Raw genomic sequence first — 18,935 nt, forward strand, 5'->3', positions numbered from 1 at the left:
GGGCCCGTCCGTACGGGCGGGCCCGCTGTCCGAACCGTCGACCGCTCCGCGCGCCCGGCCACCTGTCCCCACCGGTTCACCGGGGGGCTCCGGATACCGGCCGGAGCCCCGGTTCCTCGGCGCGGTCCGTCCGTACGGGCGGACCGTTCACGGGCCGCGCCTCAGACCGGGCGGTCCGGGCGCAGCAGGGCCACCCGCACCGAGCGGCGCGGGAGGGCGGCGGGCAGGGCGGCCAGCAGGGCGGCGGCGGTGAACACCGCGTAGTGCCCGGCCTCCACCCACGGTCCCGCCCAGCCGAGTTCGCCGTGGTGGTGCTCGGCGAAGGCGTTGCGGCAGAGCCAGGCGGCCAGGCCGATCAGCGGCGCGGCCGCCGGCCGGGAGCGGCGGCCGACCAGGGCGCACAGCGCCAGGTAGCCGACGTACGGCAACGGGCCCGAGTGCAGTTCGCCGAGGACGCCGAGCACCAGCGCCACTCCGCCGCCCGCGAGCAGCGCCACGCTGCCCGCGGTGCCGGCCGACAGCCGCTCCAGCACGGGGTGGTAGCGGGTGCCGCCGGGGCGGGCCGAGTACATCCGCACCGCGGACTACCGCTCCGCCGCGAGGAGTTCGGGCGCGGGCCCGACCGGCAGGTGCCAGCGGGTGCGGCGGTGCAGGGCCTCCAGGTCGTGCAGCAGCTCGGGGGCCGGGACGGTGAGCACCGGGCAGCCGGCCCGCCGGGCGCAGTACGCGGGCACCGCGCGCCGCAGCCGGCGGCGCAGCGGGCCGCCGCTGTGGCCGAGGACCAGCAGGTCGTCCGGCCGGTCGGCGATGTGCAGCAGGGCCGGGCCGGTGTCGCCGCGGACCAGCACCGGGCGCATCGGCACGCCGGGGTCGGCGCCGCCGAAGGCCGCGTCGAGGGCGCCCCGCAGCCGCTGGTCGGCGGCCTCCCGGACGGCGGCGAGCAGCGGCGGGCAGGGCGAGCGCCGGTAGCCGTGTTCGCCGCCGGGGGGCTCCCAGGCGAGCACCGGCACCAGGACGGCGCCGCGGTCGCGGGCCTCGGCGGCACCGCGGTGCAGTGCGGCCAGGCTCCCCAGCGAGCCGCTGACCCCGACCACCACCCTGGGTGCCGCGCCGTCCTCGTGCCGCCCGTTGCCGTGCATGTTCCGTCCTCGTGTGGTCGTGTTCTCCGTCGCCCCCCAGCCAACCGCCGCGCCGGGGCTGACCTGCGCTCCTTGACGGCTTCCTGACGTCCCGGAGGGCGTTCCCAACGCGCTCCATACGCGGCCCGCCGGGTTCCCGCGCCGCCGGGACCACCCGCGTCTCACCCGTTCGGCCTACTCAGCGGGCGAAGATCACCGCCGGATGGGTGGATGGAGACGGCCCGCCGGGATTCGGCATGCCCGCCGGGCGGTTCGATGTCGAACGTTCTAGGGAGCACGGGCTTGTACTACAGCAGCGGCAACTACGAGGCGTTCGCCCGGCCGAGGAAGCCCGAGGGGGCCGACCGCAAGCGGGCCTGGTTCGTCGGGTCGGGGCTCGCCGCACTGGCCGGGGCGGCGTTCCTGGTCCGGGACGGCCAGGTGCCCGGCGAGCGGATCACAATCCTGGAGCGCCTGAAGCTGGCCGGCGGCGCGCTGGACGGGATCGAGGTGCCCGAGAAGGGCTTCGTGGTCCGCGGCGGGCGCGAGCTGGAGGACCACATGGAGTGCCTGTGGGACCTCTTCCGCTCGGTGCCCTCGCTGGAGGTCGAGGGCGCCTCCGTCCTCGACGAGTTCTACTGGCTCAACAAGGACGATCCCAACTTCTCGCTCCAGCGGGTCACCGAGCGGCGGGGCCAGGACGCGCGCACCGACGGCCTGTTCGCGCTCGACGACAAGGCGCAGAAGGACCTGGTCCGGGTCTTCCTCGCGACCCGGGAGGAGCTGGAGGGCAAGCGGATCGACGAGGTCTTCTCGCGGAACTTCCTGGACAGCAACTTCTGGCTGTACTGGCGCACCATGTTCGCCTTCGAGGAGTGGCACGGGGCGCTGGAGATGAAGCTCTACCTGCACCGCTTCATCCACCACATCGGCGGCCTGCCGGACCTGTCCGCGCTGAAGTTCACCAAGTACAACCAGTACGAGTCGATGGTCCTGCCGCTGACCCGCTGGCTGACGGACCAGGGCGTGCGGTTCCGCTACGAGGTCGAGGTCACCGACATCGACTTCGACCTCGCCCCCGGCAGCGACGGCTCCCCCGGCCGCAAGCAGGCCACCCGGATCCACTGGCGGGAGGCCGGCCGGGAGGGCGGGGTGGACCTCGGCCCGGACGACCTGGTGTTCACCACCATCGGCTCGCTCACCGAGAACTCCGACGACGGCGACCAGCACACCCCGGCCCGGCTGGACGAGGGCCCGGCCCCGGCCTGGGACCTGTGGCGCCGGATCGCCGCCAAGGACCCGGCCTTCGGCCGCCCCGAGGTGTTCTGCGGCAACATCCCGGAGAGCAAGTGGGAGTCGGCGACCGTCACCACCCTGGACCCGCGCATCCCGCGCTACATCCAGAAGGTCGCCCGGCGCGACCCGTTCGGCGGCGGTGTGGTCACCGGCGGCATCGTCACCGCCCGGGACTCCTCCTGGCTGCTGAGCTGGACGGTCAACCGCCAGCCGCACTTCAAGCAGCAGCCCGCCGACCGGATCGTGGTCTGGGTCTACTCGCTGTTCGTCGACCGACCCGGCGACTTCGTGAAGAAGCCGATGCAGGACTGCACGGGTGAGGAGATCACCCAGGAGTGGCTGTACCACCTGGGCGTCCCGGTCGGCGAGATCCCCGACCTGGCCGCGAACGCCGCCCGCTGCGTGCCGGTGATGATGCCGTACGTGACGTCCTTCTTCCTGCCCCGGCACGCGGGCGACCGGCCGGACGTGGTGCCGGAGGGCGCCGTCAACTTCGCCTTCATCGGCCAGTTCGCGGAGACCACCCGGGACTGCATCTTCACCACCGAGTACTCCGTGCGCACCGGTATGGAGGCCGTCTACCGGCTGCTCGACGTCGAGCGCGGCGTGCCCGAGGTGTTCAACTCCACCTACGACGTGCGCAAGCTGCTCGCCGCCACCACCCGGCTCCGGGACGGCGCCGAACTCGACCTGCCCGGGCCGGAGTTCCTGCGCAAGCGGCTGCTGCGCCGGCTGGAGGCCACCGAGATCGGCGAGCTGATGCAGGAGTTCGGGCTGATCGAGGACGAGCGGAGGTAGCCGGAGCGCACTGTCGGCGCTGACGGCGGTGGGGGCGGGTCCCGGGACCCACCCCCACCGCTGCCCGTTCCGCCGTCCCGGGCCATGGCACCAGACGTGAATGGTGCTATCGTCACTAGCACCATGTTGCTGAAGCTGGACATCGGGGACACCCGACCACTGCACGAACAGGTCGCCGGCGCGATCAGACGAGCCGTCGCCGAGGGCGAGTGCGCCCCCGGGGACAAGCTGCCCCCGGCCCGGGAGCTCTCCCGGGCCCTGGGGGTGAACACCAACACCGTCCTGCGCGGGCTGCGCACGCTGCGCGACGAGGGGGTGCTGGAGTTCCGCCGGGGCCGCGGCATCACGATCGCGACCGGCGCCGACACCCGCTCCGAACTGGTGGACCGGGTACGGCAGTTGGTCGAGGACGCGGCCCGGGCCGGCTACAGCAGGAACGATCTCGTGGACATGATCAGGGGGATGTCGTGACGGACTCGGGGAACACCACGGAACCGACCACGGAGCCGGCCGCCGCGCGGCCACCGGCGGCCGGTGGCGCCGTCTGGGCCGCGGCGGCCTGGTCGGTCGGGGTGCTGGCGCTGCTGGTCGCCCTGCCGCTGGTGGCGCGCCACCGGCTGCCGGACCCACTGGCCACCCACTGGGGCGGGCGGGAACCGGACGGCTCGATGTCGCTGACGGCGGCCACGGTCTTCCCGGCCGCGTTCTGGGCCGTCCTGGTGCTGATCTCGGTGGTCCTGCGGCGGTACTGGGCCGGCCGGACGCCCGGGGCCGCGTCGGCGATGCTGGCGGCCGGCGGGGTGCTGCTGACGGGGGCGCAGGCCTCCATCGTGCACGCCAACCTGGACCGCGCCCGCTGGCAGGACGCCGCCCCGATGGGCATCGAGGTGGTCCTGATCCTGCTGGCCACCGGCCTCGCCGGGCTGCTGGCGGTGCTGGCGGGCCGGCGCTACGGCGGCCGTCCGGAGCAGCACCCCGCGGCCGGGGCACCGGCGCTGGAGGTGCCGCCGGGCGAGCAGGTTGTCTGGCTCTCCCAGGCCGCCAACCCGTGGCTGCAGCTGTCCGCCGCGGTGCTCGGACTGCTCTCGGTGGCGGGGGTGCTGCTCACCGCGAGCGGGGTCGTCGACCTGGACTGGGTGCTGGTGCTGCCGCTCGCCGTCGGCGCCCTCGCGCTCCTCGGCTGCTCCTCGGTACGGACCCGGGTGACCGCCCGCGGCCTGACCGTCGGCTTCGGCCCGTTCGGGTGGCCCGCCCGCCGCTGGTCCCCCGCCGAGCTCGACTCCGCCCGCGCCGAGCGGCGCACCGCCGCGCAGTCGGGCGGCTGGGGCTACCGGATCAACGGGCTCGGCACCACCGTGATGGTGCGCCCGGGCGTCTGCCTGGTGGTCCGCACCCGTCGGGGCACGGACTTCGCGGTCAGCGTCGACGACGCCGAGCGCGGGGCCGCACTGCTCAACGCGCTGATCGCCCGCACCCGGCAGCCCACCGGCTGAATCGTTTCGGCAGCGGGGTACCCGGCGGTCCGGTCACCACGACCGGGCCGCCTCGCCGTTCCGACTCCCCTCGCCGCACTCACCCCCGCTCCCCTCAGGACTCCCCCGCGCGCAGTTCGGTGGCGATCTGCCGCCGTCCGGCGACCAGCGTCTCCAGCACCACCCCGAGGCAGGCCACCAGCGTCAGGCCCGCGGTGGGCAGCAGCACCGGCAGCGGCGCGGGATCGAGGGAGCCGCCCGTCCCGGCCCCGACCAGGGTCGAGAGGTCGAAGGCCGGCCCCAGCAGGACGGCCGCCAGCACCGCGACCCCGGCGCCGCCGGCGGAGGCCGCCAGGGTCCGCGGCAGCGCCTCGGCGATGATCAGCGCCAGCCCCTGCCGTGGCCGAAGGCCCATGGTGCGCAGCCGGGCGAGCACCGCCGTACGGTCGGGCGCGGCCCGCAGCAGCGTCAACAGGACCGCGAGGACGGCGAATCCGGCGCTGGCCGGGGCCGCGTACCAGAACAGCCGTCCGGCGGCCTGCTGCAACGGGTCGTCGGCGAGCTGTGCGGCGTACTCGCGGCTGCTGCCGACCCGGTAGGCGGGCGGCAGTCCGTGGCTGCCCCGGCCGGCCGCAGCGGCCTCGTCCGCGATCAGCTTGTCGAGGCCGGTCGGCTCGACCAGGCCCCGCTCCAGGAGGAGCGACCTGATCCGCCCGGGGTCGAGGCCGTCGCCGACGGCCAGCCACCCGGTCCACCGGCCGAGTTCCGGCAGGCGCTCCACGGCGGGGCCGCTGGGCACCACGACGAACGGCTGCTCCGGCTCCGGCAGTGCCGGGGTCGCGGTGACGATCCCGGCGACGGTGGTGCGCAGTTCGCTCGCGGTGGACAGGTGCAGCGTCGGCGCGCCGGCGGCCAGCCGCGCGGCCAGGTCGCGGCTGAACAGCGCGGGTACCGGGGTGTCCGGGCCGCCGGGGGTGCCGGCGAGCTTCGCCGGGTCGAACGCGCCGGCCCCGAGGGTGCGGGCGATCGCGGCGTACGCGGTCGGCTCGGCGACCACCAGGGTCACCTTGGTGTAGTCGTTGGGGCCGGCGCCGACGAACCGCGCGCGCTGGTCCACCCGGACCGCGGTCGCGCTCCTGGCCCCCGGGAGTCCGCCCACGGCCTTGAGGAACGGGTCCGGCAGGGTCGCGTAGTCCGGGACGGAGACGGCGATGTCGCCGCCGGTCGCGACCCGTCCGGCGTGCAGCCTGCCGTGGTCCACGGAGGCGAGCAGGGTGGCGCCGAAGCCGGTCGCGGTGACGGCGATCAGCAGGGCGAGCAGCGGCAGCGCGGAGGGCCGGCGGCGCCCGGAGCCGTCCCGGGCGGCCCGGGCGAGGCCAAGGAAGCCGATCAGGCCCCGGCCGCGGCCGACGAGCGCGGCCAGCCGGCCGGTCGCCACCGGCTCGATCCGCGCCAGCAGCAGCCCGCCGGCGACGGCGAGCAGCAGCGGGGCGGCCACCAGCAGCGGGTCCACGCCCCGGCCGGAGTGGCCGACGCCGCGCCGGCGGACCTCGGCCACCGCCACGGCGGTGACGGCCAGCAGCGCGAGTTCGCCGACCACCCGGCGCCCGCGGCCGGTCGGCCGGGGGCGGTCCCACAGCAGGGCGGCGCGGGCCGGGAGGGCGAGCAGCGCGAGCAGGGTCGTGCCGAGGCCGGCCGCCACCGCGAGGCCCCAGCGCGGGGTGGGCAGCAGCACCAGGGCGAGCACCGCCCCGAGCGCGGCGGCGGGCAGCACGGTCACCGCGCCCTCGCCGAGCAGCCGTAGCAGCACCCCGCCGCGCGAGCCGCCGCGGGCCCGGAGCAGCCCGAGTTCGGCGGCGCGGCGGTCGATGCCGAGCGCGGCGGCCAGGCACAGCACCACCACGGCGACGCCCGCGACGCCGGCCGGCCCGATCGCGCTCAGCGCCATCGCGGCCCGGTAGCGCTCGGCCGCCCGGTCGAGGATGACGGGCAGCGTCGAGACGGACCGCAGGTCGGCGCGCCCGGTCGCGTCGGCCAGGGCCGCGACGCCCGGCCCGGACACGAGGGGCAGGACGTCGGCGCGGGTCCGCTCCAGCCGGTCGGCGCGCAGCGGGGCGGGGTCCACGGCCACCCGCCAGAAGTTCTGGACGGACGTGCCCCAGCCGGTCAGCCCGGCCAGGCTGTCGCCGTCGACGAAGCCGGTGGCCCCCAGCCAGTTGCCGTGCTCCAGGTCGATGTTCAGGCAGGGGCGGTCCGGGCAGCCGAGGCCGGTCCAGAACGGGTCCAGCGGGTCGTTGACCCGGAACAGGCCGGTCACCACGGCGGTCCGCCGGCTGTCGGGGCCGGTGCTGCCGCTGTCGACGACGTCACCGACCTTGATGCCGACCAGTTCGGCGGCCGTCCGGCTGACCATCACCGGCAGCGGGGCTCCGGCGGTGGCGGGGCCCGGGCGGCTGCCCTCGGTCAGGGTGACCCGGTCGGCGAGGCCGGCCAGGTGGGCCAGGGAGAGCCTGGGCGGGGCGCTGTCGCTCACCCGGCGGTAGCCCGGGTTGAACATCGGGACGGAATCGGTGACGGAGCCGTGCGCCAGGCCCGCCGGGGACAGCGCGAGCTTCCCGCCGACCCGTTCGACGAGCTGCCGGTCGACGGCGTCGAGGTCGGCGGCGGTGTCGCTCGGCCGGGCCTTGGAGGAGAAGTGCAGGCTGGTCGCGTGGATGCCCTGCCGGTGCACGTAGTCCCGCAGCGCCGCGTCCGCGCCCCGGTCGGTGACGCGGGGGACGGCCACGGACAGCAGGACAGTGACGAACGCGAGGGCCGCCGTCAACAGGGCGGTGCCCGGGTCGGCGCGCAGCCGGGTGCGGACCCAGTGCGCCGGGCGGTGGGCGGCCCCGGGGGTGCCGGCCTTGGCGGTCACGTCTCCTCCACGAGGCGCAGCAGGACGGCGGCCGCCGGAGGGGCCGCGGGTGGACGCGTCGTGCGCGCACCGCGCACGGATCACCGGCGACCGGTCGCCGGACGATGCTGTCAGATCCGATCACCGATCGGAAGGGAATGGTACAGATCGATCCCGGCTCGTCCAGGCACGGTTGGGGCTGGTGGGGGCCGTTGTCCCGCTCTCCGCGCGGGAGTTGAACCGTCGGGCCCTCCGGGTCCGTAGTGGATGGTCGTCCAGGGCGCTCCGGACGGTCATCGGGGGTCTAAACCGCTCAAATCGGTGGTGCTTCGAACGCCAATGCGGGTACACCAGTTGACGGTCGCTCAGGTGTGTGGCGGCGCCCGTCCGACGCCGCCCCACCCCGTCCCGCGCGGCCGGAGGACGAGCGGGCCCACGCGCCCGTGCGAAAGGCAAGGAGGCGTCCGTGACTCACGACGTGCGCACGCAGAACTCCCCCGCTGTCCGGCGGAGCACCCAGGACGTTCGGACCATCGCGATCCTGCGCCTCGGCGTCGGCCTGATCGGCATCCTGCTGCCGATGGCCCTGCCGTTCGGCAACTGGCTGGCCGCCGAGCTGACGGGGCGCGGCACCGACGGCTTCTGGCCGAACTCGATGAGCGGCGCGTACTACACCGACACCCGGAACGTCTTCGTCGGCGCGCTGTGCGCCCTCGGGGTGTTCCTGATCTGCTACCGCTTCGACCGCCGGGACGACCGCTGGAGCACGGCGGCCGGGTTCTTCGCGCTCGGGGTCGCGCTCTGCCCGACGTACACCGGGGGCGGGTCCGGCCTCGACCGCACCGTCGGGGTGTTCCACCTGGTCTTCGCCGGCCTGCTGTTCGTCATGCTGGCGGTCTTCTGCCTCTACTCCTTCCGCAACCCCCGCTCCGCCCAGCCGGCCCGGGTGGGCACGGCGTACCTGGTGGCCGGGGTGGTGATCCTGGCCGCCCTGGCGCTCTCGCTGCTGGCCGGGGTGACGGGCGTCGGCTCCGACTGGCCGGTGCGGCCGCTGTACCTGGGCGAGTGGCTGGCCACCTGGGCCTTCGGCCTCGCCTGGACGGGCGCCGCCCTCGAACTCGCGGCGCACGGGCGGCGCGACGCCGACAGCGCCGTGGTCCCCCGTCAGCCGGGCGCCGACGCGCTCGACCCGAAGCACCCGGAGGCGCACGCCTGAGACCCTGTCATTCCCGTGCGGCGGGCGACCGTTACCATGCGCACCATGAACCGCCACCAGGGCGGTTGGTGACGGATGCCCAGCGGCGGGAGAACGAACATGGCGAACGAGGTCCGGGCAGAGCACGGTCCGCGCGAGGACTACCCGTCGGTGGACCTGCGGATGGACGTTCCGCACTCCGCCCGGGTCTACGACTACCTCATCGGCGGAAAGACCAACTTCGAGGCGGACCGGGTCGCGGCGCACGCCTCGGTGCGGGCCTGGCCGGCGCTGCCGACCTCGATGCGCACCACCCGCGAGTTCATGCAGCGCTCGGTGCGCAGACTCGCCGAGCAGTACGGCGTACGGCAGTTCCTCGACATCGGCACCGGCATCCCGACCTCGCCGAACGTGCACGAGGTCGCCCAGGCGGTCGACCCCGAGGCCCGGGTCGCCTACGTGGACAACGACCCGATCGTGCTGACCCACGCGCGGGCCCTGATGGACAGCACGCCCGAGGGCCGCACCTGTTACGTGGAGGCCGACTTCCGCGACCCGGAGTCGATCATCGGCAACCCCCGGCTGCGCGAGGTGCTCGACTTCTCGCAGCCGGTGGCGCTGTCGCTGATCGCGATCGTCCACTTCGTGCTGGACGAGGACGACCCGCAGGGCATCGTGCGCCGCTTCATGGACGCCCTGGCCCCCGGCAGCTTCCTCGCCCTGACGGTCTTCACCGGGGACACCGACCCGGTGGGCGTGGGCGGCGTCGGCCGTGAGTACAACGCGCGCGGCATCCCGCTCCAGATCCGCGACAAGGCCGAGACGGAGGCCTTCTTCGACGGCTACGAGCTGCTCGACCCGGGCGTCACGCTGGTGCACCACTGGCGGCCGGACGCCGGTGCCGCGCCCGTCCGCGACCAGGACATCGCGATGTACGCGGGCGTGGCGATCAAGCGCTGAATCGTTTCTGCGGCGGGCCCGGTCAGCCGGACACCGAGACCAGGCCCGCCTCGTAGGCCAGGATGACCAGCTGCACCCGGTCCCGGGCGTCGAGCTTGGCCAGCAGCCGGGTCATGTAGGTCTTGACGGTCGCGATGCTGAGCACCAGTTCGGCGGCGATCTCGGTGTTGGACAGGCCCCGGCCGACCAGGGTCAGGATCTCGCGCTCGCGCCCGGTGATCGCCGCCAGCCGCCGCTCGGCTGCGACGGCGGCGGCAGCAGCGGTGACACCCCGGGCACCCGGCCCGGGCCCGCCGGTCCCCGACCGCGACGGGCGGCCCCCGACGAACGCCCCGATCAGCCGCCGGGTGACGCCCGGCGCGATCAGCGCGTCCCCGGCGGCGACCACCCGCACCGCGCCGAGGATGTCGTCCAGCGCCATGTCCTTGACCAGGAAGCCGGACGCCCCGGCGTGCAGCGCCGCGTACACGTGCTCGTCCTCGTCGAAGGTGGTGAGCACCACCACCCTGGTCGGCCCGCCGTCGGCGGTCACCAACCTGGTCGCCTCGATGCCGTCCATGCCGGGCATCCGGATGTCCATCACCACGACGTCCGGCCGCAGTTCGGCGGCCAGCCGGACGGCCTCCGCCCCGGTGCCGGCCTCGCCGACCACCTCGACGTCCGCCGTCTCCGCGATCACCATCTCCAGCGCGGCGCGCACCAGCGGCTGGTCGTCGACCAGCAGGACCCGGATCACGCGCCCACCTCCCCGGCCGACAAGCCCGACGAGCCCGGTACCGACACCGCCACCGGCACCGGCAGCCGGGCGGCCACCCGGAAGCCGCCCCCGGGCAGCGGCCCGGCCTCGAACTCGCCGCGCAGCAGGGCGACCCGCTCCCGCAGCCCGGCCAGCCCGAACCCGCCGCCGGCCCCCCGGACCGGACCCAGGCCCCGGCCCCGGTCGGTGACCTCGACGGACAGCTCCCCCGCCGTCCGGTGGTCCACCGCCACCACACAGGCGTCGGTGTCCGCGTGCCGCACCACATTGGTGACCGACTCCTGGACGATCCGGAAGGCCGCGAGGTCCACCTCCGGCGGCAGCGGCCCCGGTTCACCGCGCCGCCGCAGCTCCACCCGCACCCCCGCCGCGGTGGTCGCCCCGGCCAGCCGGTCGAGGTCGGCCAGGCCCTGCGGCACCGGGGCCGAGGCCTCGCCGTCGGCCTCCCGCAGCGCGACCAGCATCCGGCGCAGCGCCGCCAGGGTGTCCCGCCCGGCCGCCTCGATCTCGCCCAGCGCCTGCTTGGCCCGCTCCGGCCGACGGTCGATCACCCGGCGGGCGGCGCCCGCCTGGAGGGCGACGATGCCGAGGCTGTGCGCGACGGTGTCGTGCATCTCGCGGGCGATCCGCAGCCGTTCGGCGGTGACCGCCTCCTCGGCCGCCCGGGCGCCGAGCGCCGCCGCGTGCTCCCGGTTCTGCCGCCCCGAGCGGCCGACCAGCCAGGCGACCAGCGCGAACAGCGCGGCGCCGTCGGCCGAGCCGATGTGGGTGCCGGTGAAGATGCCCACCGTGTTGCCGTGCACCATGCCGATGTGCGCCACCAGGAGGGCCATCACCAGCGTGAAGGCGGCCCGCGAGGTGCGGCGCGGCCGGGTCGCGGTGATCAGGCAGAGCGCGACGTCCACGGCGAGCAGCGCGCCGGGCGGCACCTGGGCGCCGCCGGCCCACCCGTCGGTCTCGGTGAACGCGGCGATCAGCAGCAGGACGACGGAGAGCACTGGCAGCCGTCGCACCAGCGCCGCGCCCGCGAAGGCCACCACCGTGTCGGCCAGGGTGAACGCCCAGCCGCCGTGCGCGGCGGCGCCGGGGTGCTGCGAGGCGTCGCCGCCGAGCCGGACGGCGGGGTAGCCGGCGGCCACGCACCAGGCGAGGCCGACCCAGACCTCGGGCGGGACGCGCCGGAGCAGCGGCGGGGAGGGCGTCGATGACATGGTCCAAGATCGTAACGACGGTCCGGCGAGGCCGTCATCCAGCCGTGGTTGTACGGCCGGGGGTGACCGGCACTGTCGACGCCGGTCCGATGCTGCCGTACGGGCCGGACGGGCACCGTGGAGCCCATGATCGAAGTCACCGAGCTGACGAAGCGCTACGGCCGCGGCCACCGCGTCCGCACCGCCGTCGACCGTCTCTCCTTCACCGTCCGGCCCGGCCGGGTCACCGGCTTCCTCGGCCCCAACGGCGCCGGCAAGTCCACCACCCTGCGGCTGGTCCTCGGCCTGAGCGCCCCCACCTCCGGCGCCGTCACCGTCGACGGCCGCCCCTTCCGCGGCAGGCCGCGCGGCCTGCGGCACGCCGGCGCGCTGCTCGACGCGGGCGACGCCCACGGCGGGCGGACCGGCCGGGCCCACCTGCGGGCGCTCGCCCGCACCAACGCGATCCCGGCCGCCCGGGTCGAGCAGGTGCTGCACGAGGTCGGGCTCGCCGAGGCGGGCGGGCGCCGGATCGGCGGCTACTCGCTGGGCATGAGGCAGCGGCTCGGCATCGCCGGCGCGCTGCTCGGCGACCCGCCGGTGCTGCTCTTCGACGAACCGCTCAACGGGCTGGACCCGGAGGGCGTGCTCTGGGTGCGCGGGCTGTTCCGCCGGCTCGCCGCCGAGGGGCGCACCGTCTTCGTCTCCAGCCACATGATGGCCGAGATGGAGCACACCGCCGACCACCTGGTGGTGGTCGGACGCGGCCGGCTGATCGCGGACGAGAGCCTGTCCGCGTTCGCCGCCCGGGCCGGCCGGGGCACCGTCACCGTCCGGGCCGCCGAACCCGACCGGCTGGCGGCCGTGTTGACGGCGGCCGGCGCCGCCGTGCGGCCCGGCCCGGACGGCGCCCTCGCGGCGACCGGCGTGGACGCCACCCGGATCGGCGAACTCGCCCTGGAGCACCGCCTGTTGCTGCACGCCCTGACCCCCAGGGGCGCCTCCCTGGAGGAGGCGTTCATGGACCTGACCGCCGACAGCGTCGAGTACCCCGCCGGAGAGCCCCGTTGAACACCTCCTCGAACACCCCGCTGGGCACCGTTCCCGCGGACACCAGCACCGACACCCGCACCGACCCCCGCACTGGCGCCCGCGCCGCCGAGCCGCGCGCCCGGTTCGGCGACCTGCTGGCCGCCGAGTGGATCAAGTTCTGGTCGCTGCGCTCCGTCCCCTGGGTGCTCGGCCTCAGCGCCCTGGCGATCGTCGCCGCCGGCCTCAAGTCCGCGCTGTACACCCGCGACCACTACACGCCGGGCGAGGACGACCCGGTGATGATGGCGCAGGTGGCGCTGAACAACGCCTTCGGCGCCGCCTCCGCCGACATCCTGATGCTGGTCGCGGGCGGCCTCGGCGCGCTCGTCATCACGGGCGAGTACGCGACCGGGCTGATCCGCACCACCCTGGCCGCCGTGCCCGACCGCCGGGCGGTGCTCGCCGCCAAGGCCTGCGTGCTGGCCGCCGTGCTGTCCGGCTACGGCGTGCTCGCCGTCGGCGCCTCCTTCGGCATCAGCCAGGCGGTCCTGTCCGGGACCGGCATCGGGCAGTCCGTCACGGACCCGGCCGCGCTGCGGTACGTCGCGGCGGCGGTGCTGTTCGGCCCGGTCTGCGCCCTGGTCGGACTCGGCCTCGGCGCGCTGATCCGGCACAGCGCGGGGGCCGTGGTGGGCACCGTCGTGGTGCTGTTCTTCATCCCCTCGCTGGTCACCGAGCGCTACCGGTGGAGCGCCGACCTGCTGCACGCCCTGCCGCTGTCCGCCTGGCAGCGCCTGGCCCGGACCACCCTGACGGGCCTGCGGCCGTCCGAGTACCCGGCCACCGTCACGGGGGCCTGGACCACCTACGCGGTGTGGGCGCTGGCGTCGGTCGCCGTCGCGGCGGCCGCCGTCCACCGCCGGGACCACTGACGGGACCACCGCCGGGACCGCTGACGGCCGATCCGCGCGCCGGGCCGCCCTGCCGGCGCGCTACGGCCGCCCGGTGCGCTCCTACGGCCGGCCGCCCCGGCCCGAAGCCAGGTCGGCGACCGCCACCAGCAGCGCCGCCAGCACCAGCCCGGCCGCGACCGTCACGCCCAGCTGGAACGCCAGCGACCAGTCCGGGCGGGGCCCCGCGGCATGGGCGAAGAACACCGAGCCGACGACGGCGATGCCCACCGCCGAGCCGACCCGCTGCGCGGTCTGCAGCACCCCGCCCGCGCTGCCCGCCCGGGCCACCGGCACCTGCTGGAGGGTCAGCGTCTGGTTCGGGGCGATCACCAGTCCGCTGCCCACCCCGGCGACCAGCAGCGGCAGCGCCGTCGTCCAGCCCACCCGGGGCCCCGACCACAGCTGCACCGCGAGCGCCGAGGCCAGCAGCCCGGCCAGCACCAGCACCAGTCCGGCCACCACCAGCCGCCGCCCCAGCCGGCTCACCAGGCGCCCGCCCACCGCCGCGGACACCCCCGAGCCGACCGCGAACGGCGTGATCGCCAGGCCCGCCGTCAGCGCCGAGTAGTGCAGGCCCGCCTGGAGGTAGAGCGTGAAGATGAAGAAGATCGCGGTGAACCCGGCGAAGTACACCAGCGACAGCAGCACCCCCGCCGCGTACGGCCGCACCGCAAACAGCGCCATGCTCACCAGCGGTTCGCGCCGCCGCCCGTAGTGCAGCTCCCAGCCGACGAAGGCGGCGAGCAGCACCGCCGCCAGCGGCAGCAGCAGCCAGCGGGTCGGGCCGTGCCACTGCTGCGCCTGGACGAACGGCAGCAGCAGCGAGACCGTCCCGGCGCCGAGCAGCAGCACGCCGACCGGGTCGAAGTCCCGGTGCCCGGCCCGGTCGCCGGCGGGCGGGGGCGCGGGGAGCAGCCGGTAGGCGACGGGCAGCGCGGCCACGCCGATCGGCAGGTTGACCAGGAACACCCAGCGCCAGCCGTCCTGCGGGCCGACCACGTGGATCAGCAGCCCGCCGAGCAGCGGCCCGACGGCGGTGGACAGCCCGATCGTCGCGCCCAGCGCGCCGAAGGCCCGGCCGCGCTCGGGGCCCTGGAACAGCACCTGGATGAAGCCGGACACCTGCGGCACCAGCACCCCGCCGGCCGCGCCCTGGAACAGCCGGGCCAGCACCAGCCACTCCTGGCTCTGCGCCGCCCCGGCGAGCGCGCTGGCCACGGTGAACAGGGCGAGCCCGGCGAGGAAGACGGCCCGCCGGCTGCGCGCGTCGCCGAGCCGCCCGGAGGGCACCAGCACCAGGCCGAAGGCCAGCGCGTAGCCGCTGAGCACCCACTGCAGGCCGCTGTCGGACATGTGCAGCCCGGCCCGTACGGTCGGCAGCGCGACGTTGACGATGCTGACGTCCAGCAGGGTCATGAAGCCGGCGACCAGGCAGACCGCGAGCGCCCGCCAGCGACGGGCGGCGGCCCGGCCGCCCACGGCGGTGGCGCCGGGCTGAGCCGGGTGCGCGGTGCTGCGCGGGGGGTCGGCGTTCATGGGAGCCCCTTCCCGGGGGCCGGGGCGTCGTGGCACCCGGACGAACGTCGGTCGGCTTCGACCGGCTTCGAATCAGATTCGTTCGAATTCGCTCGGCTTCGTCCGGCTCATCGTCGCCCGGCCCGTCCGGGGCCGCCACCGGGACCGCCACCGGGTCACCGGCCGGGCCTCGACCGGGCCTCGACCGGGAAGGCCGCCCGGGCCGCCGTCACCCGGCCTCACCCGGACGGCCGAACCGGATCGCGGCCGCCGCCCGCACCCCGGAGGCTGACGGCATGACCGTCGCCACCGAGACCCCGCCCTCCGCCCCTCCGGTGCTGGACGTCCGGCAGCGGAACGTCGTCTTCGCCACCATCGTGCTCGGCATGCTGCTGGCCGCCCTCGACCAGACCATCGTCGGCACCGCCCTGCCCACCATCGTCTCGGACCTCGGCGGGGCCGCGCACATGTCCTGGGTGGTGACGTCCTATCTGCTGGCCGAGACGGTGGCCACCGTCCTGGCCGGCAAGTTCGGCGACCTGTACGGGCGCAAGCTGCTGTTCCAGATCTCGGCGATCGTCTTCGTCGGCGGCTCGTTCCTGTGCGGGCTGTCCACCAACATGACCCTGCTGATCGCCTGGCGGGCCGTCCAGGGCCTCGGCGCGGGCGGCCTGATGGTCACCGCCATGGCCCTGATCGCGGACGTCATCCCGCTGCGCGAGCGCGGCAAGTACCAGGGCGCGATCGGCGCGGTGTTCGGCGTGGCCACGGTGATCGGGCCGCTGCTGGGCGGGCTGTTCACCGACCACCTGTCCTGGCGCTGGGCGTTCTACGTCAACGTGCCGATCGCGGTCGTGGTGGTCGCCGCGGCCGCCCGGACCATCCCCTCGGTCCGCTCGGCGACCCGCCCGGTCGTCGACTACCTGGGCATCGTGCTGGTCGCGGTCGGCGCCGGCGCGCTGATCCTGGCGACCAGTTGGGGCGGCAACGAGTACCCCTGGGGCTCCGGGGTGATCATCGGCCTGTTCGTCGGCGGCGCGCTGGCGCTCGGCCTGTTCTGCTGGGTGGAGACCCGGGCCGTCGAACCCATGCTGCCGATGCGGCTGTTCCGCAACCCGGTGTTCACGGTCTGCTCGGTGCTCAGCTTCATCGTCGGCTTCGCCATGCTCGGCGCGCTGACCTTCCTGCCGACCTTCCTCCAGTACGTGGACGGCGACTCGGCGACCGTCTCCGGCGTCCGGACGCTGCCGATGGTGATCGGTCTGCTGATCGCCTCGGTCGGCAGCGGCAACGCCGTCAGCAAGACCGGGAAGTACCGGCTGTTCCCGATCGTCGGCACCGCGGTGATGGCCGTCGGCCTCTACCTGCTCTCCCGGCTGGAACCCGGCACCGGCACCGCGCTGGCCTCGCTCTACATGTTCGTGCTCGGCGCCGGCATCGGGCTGAGCATGCAGGTCCTCACCATCGCCGTGCAGAACACCGTCGACTACGCCGACCTCGGCACCGCCACCTCCGGGGTGACCTTCTTCCGCACCATCGGCAGCTCCTTCGGCACCGCCGTGTTCGGCACCATCTACGCCAACAGTCTGAAGACCGAACTCGCCCACGGGATCGGCACCGCCGCCCGGCTCACCGGCGCCGACCCGGCCGTGCTCGCCCACGCGGCAGAGAGCCCGCAGGGCCTGCACCGCCTGCCGGCCGACCAGGCCGCGCCGATCGTCCAGGCCTACTCCGACGCCCTGCACACCGTGTACCTGTGGACCATCCCGGTGGCCGTGGTCGGCTTCGTGGTGGCGCTCTTCCTCAAGCAGGTACAGCTGCGCGACACCGCCCGGGCGGGCTCCACCGACATGGGCGAGGGCTTCGCCCAGCCGACCACCGCCGACTCCGACCCGCACCTGGAGTACTCGGTCTGCAAGATCGTCCGCGGGGTCGACCTCGACACCGTCCGCACCATCGTCTCCGGCGCCGACACCCGGGTGGACCTCGCCGGGGCCTGGGCGCTGATGGAGGTGGCCGGCCACAAGAAGGCCGTCGGCCACGCCTCGCTCGACCTCATCGCCGCCCGCAAACGGGTACCGCCCGAGGTCCTGGAACCGGTCTTCGACCGGATGGCCGCCGAGGGCTACCTCCGCCGAGACGGCGACCGCCTCTCCCCCACCGAGGCCGGCACCCACGAGGTCCGCACCCTCGCGGGCGCCTGGTCCGACTGGCTCAACGCCCGCCTCGACGCCGACGCCGGCCGCCCCCGCAGCCCCCGGCTCAGGGCCGCCGCCGACACCATCGCCTGGCGCCTCCTGGTCGAGGACCTCGCCAACGGCCTCCCCGCCCACGCCCGCCCCAAGGACGACGCCAAGGTCTGACAGCACGCCGCCCCCGCCCGGGGATGGGCGGGGGCGGCGGCGGTGGTGGGGTCAGCGGGAGGCCTCGGCGGGGGCGGTGCGGCGGGAGGAGAGGGTGATCACGGCGAGGCTGGCGAGGGCGAGGGCCGTCACCACGCTGAGCATCACGGTGTAGGAGGCCAGCGAGGAGAGCGCCGCGAGCACGGCGGGGAGCAGGAAGCCGGAGTAGCAGAGCGCGTAGTAGACGCCGGTGATGCCGGCCAGGTCGTCGGGGGTGACGATGCGCTGGATCTCCAGCAGGCCGGAGACCACCCCGATGCCGTAGGCGGCGCCGAGGAGGACCGCGCCGGCCAGGCCGAGCAGCGGGGAGCGCAGCGCCGCGTCGGCGGCGCAGACGGCCATGCCGCAGGCCATCAGCACCATGGAGACGATGACGCCGCGCGCCGAGGAGAGCGAGTCCAGGCGCTTGGCGAAGGGCTGGACGAGGGCGCCGGTGCCGAGGGTGAGGACGGTCAGCAGGGTCGCGTAGGCCAGCGACCAGTGGCCGAGCCGGTCGCCGACCAGCTGCGGGGTCACCGCGTACGCGACGCCGGCCGAGCCGAACACCCAGGGGGCCATCGGCAGGACCACCCGGACGAAGCGCCGGTGCCCGGCCGCCGGGACCTTGAGGTCGGCCCAGAGGCCGCGGACGGCGGCGGTCGCCCGCGCCCGGGTCTCGACGGCCTTCGGGAGCAGGAACAGCGCGGGCAGGGTGACCAGCAGGTGGGCGAGGTACGGGGTGACCATCGGCCAGGGGCCCCACTGGGCGAGCACGCCGGCCACCCCGGCGCCGAGGCCGAAGCCGAGGGTCAGGGCGAGGGAGGCGCGGCGGGCGCCGGCCCCCTGGTCGGCGGCCGGGTCGTGCGGGGCCTGGGAGAGCTCCTTGACCCAGCTGGTGCCGACGGCCATCGCGATGCCGACGGCTATGCCGGTGAGGAACCGCCCGGCGTAGATGGGGACTTCACCGGTCACGCCGCCGCACAGCACCCCGCTGGCGGCGAGCGAGGCGGCCACCGCGCCGATCATCAGCGGGCGGCGCCCGTAGCGGTCCGAGGCGGCGCCGCCGACCAGCAGTCCGGGGACCAGCCCGAGGACGTACGCCCCCAGGAAGGCGTCCACGGTGACCTCCGAGTAGCCGCCGAGGTGGCGGTACATCAGCAGCAGCGGGGTGAACTGGTTGCCGCCCCACCCGCAGCAGAACATGGCCAGGGCGGCGAGCAGCCACGGCCGCCCCCGGCCGGAGGGTGCGACGGGACCGGCGGACGGTGGCCGGGTGGTGCTCATGGTGGTGCTGCTCCTTGTCGGATGGGAGGTCCCGGCGGTCCGTCGGGGCTGTGCGCGCGAAACGCCCGTCGGTGCGCGAACGCGTCGGCGC

General features: G+C 75.3%; 15 protein-coding genes. 8 read left to right on the forward strand and 7 right to left on the reverse strand.

Going from position 1 to position 18,935, the window contains the following annotated elements; translation table 11 throughout:
- Nucleotides 1-161: 161 nt before the first annotated feature.
- Together ACFRQN_RS20590 and ACFRQN_RS20595 are read right to left on the reverse strand one after the other, a co-directional pair.
- Nucleotides 162-578 carry a hypothetical protein gene (locus ACFRQN_RS20590; protein WP_143204713.1) on the reverse strand — a complete coding sequence of 139 codons (417 nt, stop codon included), beginning with the start codon at nt 576-578 and terminating at the stop codon, nt 162-164.
- 6 nt (nt 579-584) lie between these two features.
- On the reverse strand, nt 585-1,139 hold the full coding sequence (locus tag ACFRQN_RS20595; RefSeq protein WP_380741462.1) for a universal stress protein: 555 nt from the start codon (nt 1,137-1,139) through the stop codon (nt 585-587).
- 282 nt (nt 1,140-1,421) lie between these two features.
- On the opposite strand from ACFRQN_RS20595, the gene ACFRQN_RS20600 reads away from it, so the two are divergent.
- From ACFRQN_RS20600 to ACFRQN_RS20610, 3 genes are all read left to right on the forward strand, one after another.
- Nucleotides 1,422-3,212 (forward strand): oleate hydratase, encoded by a 1,791-nt coding sequence (locus ACFRQN_RS20600; RefSeq protein ID WP_380741463.1) that lies wholly within the window; start codon nt 1,422-1,424, stop codon nt 3,210-3,212.
- A gap of 123 nt (nt 3,213-3,335) precedes the next feature.
- Nucleotides 3,336-3,683, forward strand: coding sequence for a GntR family transcriptional regulator (locus ACFRQN_RS20605; protein WP_074005740.1), 348 nt, complete (start codon nt 3,336-3,338; stop codon nt 3,681-3,683).
- Complete coding sequence (locus ACFRQN_RS20610) at nt 3,680-4,705, forward strand: DUF1648 domain-containing protein (RefSeq protein WP_380741464.1); 1,026 nt, start codon at nt 3,680-3,682, stop codon at nt 4,703-4,705. Before ACFRQN_RS20605 ends, ACFRQN_RS20610 begins: the two co-directional genes overlap by 4 nt.
- 94 nt (nt 4,706-4,799) lie before the next feature.
- Here the strand turns inward: ACFRQN_RS20610 and ACFRQN_RS20615 are convergent, their stop codons facing one another.
- On the reverse strand, nt 4,800-7,598 hold the full coding sequence (locus tag ACFRQN_RS20615; RefSeq protein WP_380741465.1) for a hypothetical protein: 2,799 nt from the start codon (nt 7,596-7,598) through the stop codon (nt 4,800-4,802).
- A 445-nt stretch (nt 7,599-8,043) separates the two neighbouring features.
- On the opposite strand from ACFRQN_RS20615, the gene ACFRQN_RS20620 reads away from it, so the two are divergent.
- Both ACFRQN_RS20620 and ACFRQN_RS20625 read left to right on the forward strand, forming a co-directional pair.
- Nucleotides 8,044-8,793 carry a hypothetical protein gene (locus tag ACFRQN_RS20620; RefSeq protein WP_380741466.1) on the forward strand — a complete coding sequence of 250 codons (750 nt, stop codon included), beginning with the start codon at nt 8,044-8,046 and terminating at the stop codon, nt 8,791-8,793.
- A 99-nt stretch (nt 8,794-8,892) separates the two neighbouring features.
- Nucleotides 8,893-9,732, forward strand: coding sequence for an SAM-dependent methyltransferase (locus ACFRQN_RS20625; protein WP_074005743.1), 840 nt, complete (start codon nt 8,893-8,895; stop codon nt 9,730-9,732).
- A 22-nt stretch (nt 9,733-9,754) separates the two neighbouring features.
- Here the strand turns inward: ACFRQN_RS20625 and ACFRQN_RS20630 are convergent, their stop codons facing one another.
- Together ACFRQN_RS20630 and ACFRQN_RS20635 are read right to left on the reverse strand one after the other, a co-directional pair.
- Nucleotides 9,755-10,414: a response regulator transcription factor gene (locus tag ACFRQN_RS20630; RefSeq protein WP_049658752.1), complete on the reverse strand. Its 660-nt coding sequence runs from the start codon at nt 10,412-10,414 to the stop codon at nt 9,755-9,757.
- Between the two features lie 50 nt (nt 10,415-10,464).
- Nucleotides 10,465-11,700: a sensor histidine kinase gene (locus tag ACFRQN_RS20635; RefSeq protein ID WP_380741467.1), complete on the reverse strand. Its 1,236-nt coding sequence runs from the start codon at nt 11,698-11,700 to the stop codon at nt 10,465-10,467.
- Nucleotides 11,701-11,826: 126 nt separating this feature from the next.
- Between ACFRQN_RS20635 and ACFRQN_RS20640 the strand changes: the two genes are divergently transcribed.
- Complete coding sequence (locus ACFRQN_RS20640) at nt 11,827-12,750, forward strand: ATP-binding cassette domain-containing protein (RefSeq protein ID WP_380741468.1); 924 nt, start codon at nt 11,827-11,829, stop codon at nt 12,748-12,750.
- On the forward strand, nt 12,747-13,643 hold the full coding sequence (locus ACFRQN_RS20645; RefSeq protein ID WP_380741469.1) for an ABC transporter permease subunit: 897 nt from the start codon (nt 12,747-12,749) through the stop codon (nt 13,641-13,643). Before ACFRQN_RS20640 ends, ACFRQN_RS20645 begins: the two co-directional genes overlap by 4 nt.
- An 81-nt stretch (nt 13,644-13,724) precedes the next feature.
- Here ACFRQN_RS20645 and ACFRQN_RS20650 read toward each other — a convergent pair whose 3' ends face one another.
- The gene (locus tag ACFRQN_RS20650) at nt 13,725-15,200 is read right to left on the reverse strand and encodes an MFS transporter (RefSeq protein WP_053112161.1); all 1,476 of its coding nucleotides are present in this window, start codon (nt 15,198-15,200) and stop codon (nt 13,725-13,727) included.
- A 275-nt stretch (nt 15,201-15,475) separates the two neighbouring features.
- Here ACFRQN_RS20650 and ACFRQN_RS20655 point away from each other — a divergent pair, with 275 nt between their 5' ends.
- Nucleotides 15,476-17,542, forward strand: coding sequence for an MDR family MFS transporter (locus ACFRQN_RS20655; RefSeq protein ID WP_074005747.1), 2,067 nt, complete (start codon nt 15,476-15,478; stop codon nt 17,540-17,542).
- Between the two features lie 51 nt (nt 17,543-17,593).
- Here ACFRQN_RS20655 and ACFRQN_RS20660 read toward each other — a convergent pair whose 3' ends face one another.
- Nucleotides 17,594-18,844: an MFS transporter gene (locus tag ACFRQN_RS20660; protein ID WP_380741470.1), complete on the reverse strand. Its 1,251-nt coding sequence runs from the start codon at nt 18,842-18,844 to the stop codon at nt 17,594-17,596.
- Between the last annotated feature and the right edge of the window lie 91 nt (nt 18,845-18,935).

Source organism: Kitasatospora sp. NPDC056800, from assembly GCF_042789775.1.
Lineage (GTDB): Bacteria > Actinomycetota > Actinomycetes > Streptomycetales > Streptomycetaceae > Kitasatospora.

What these genes read in the sequence shown, in the direction of transcription:
- ACFRQN_RS20595 (WP_380741462.1), bottom strand. Translation starts at nt 1,139, where the DNA reads ATGCACGGCAACGGGCGGCACGAGGACGGCGCGGCACCCAGGGTGGTG.
- ACFRQN_RS20605 (WP_074005740.1), top strand. Translation starts at nt 3,336, where the DNA reads ATGTTGCTGAAGCTGGACATCGGGGACACCCGACCACTGCACGAACAG.
- ACFRQN_RS20625 (WP_074005743.1), top strand. Translation starts at nt 8,893, where the DNA reads ATGGCGAACGAGGTCCGGGCAGAGCACGGTCCGCGCGAGGACTACCCG.
- ACFRQN_RS20630 (WP_049658752.1), bottom strand. Translation starts at nt 10,414, where the DNA reads ATGGTGATCGCGGAGACGGCGGACGTCGAGGTGGTCGGCGAGGCCGGC.
- ACFRQN_RS20635 (WP_380741467.1), bottom strand. Translation starts at nt 11,700, where the DNA reads ATGTCATCGACGCCCTCCCCGCCGCTGCTCCGGCGCGTCCCGCCCGAG.
- ACFRQN_RS20640 (WP_380741468.1), top strand. Translation starts at nt 11,827, where the DNA reads ATGATCGAAGTCACCGAGCTGACGAAGCGCTACGGCCGCGGCCACCGC.
- ACFRQN_RS20650 (WP_053112161.1), bottom strand. Translation starts at nt 15,200, where the DNA reads ATGAACGCCGACCCCCCGCGCAGCACCGCGCACCCGGCTCAGCCCGGC.
- ACFRQN_RS20655 (WP_074005747.1), top strand. Translation starts at nt 15,476, where the DNA reads ATGACCGTCGCCACCGAGACCCCGCCCTCCGCCCCTCCGGTGCTGGAC.
- ACFRQN_RS20660 (WP_380741470.1), bottom strand. Translation starts at nt 18,844, where the DNA reads ATGAGCACCACCCGGCCACCGTCCGCCGGTCCCGTCGCACCCTCCGGC.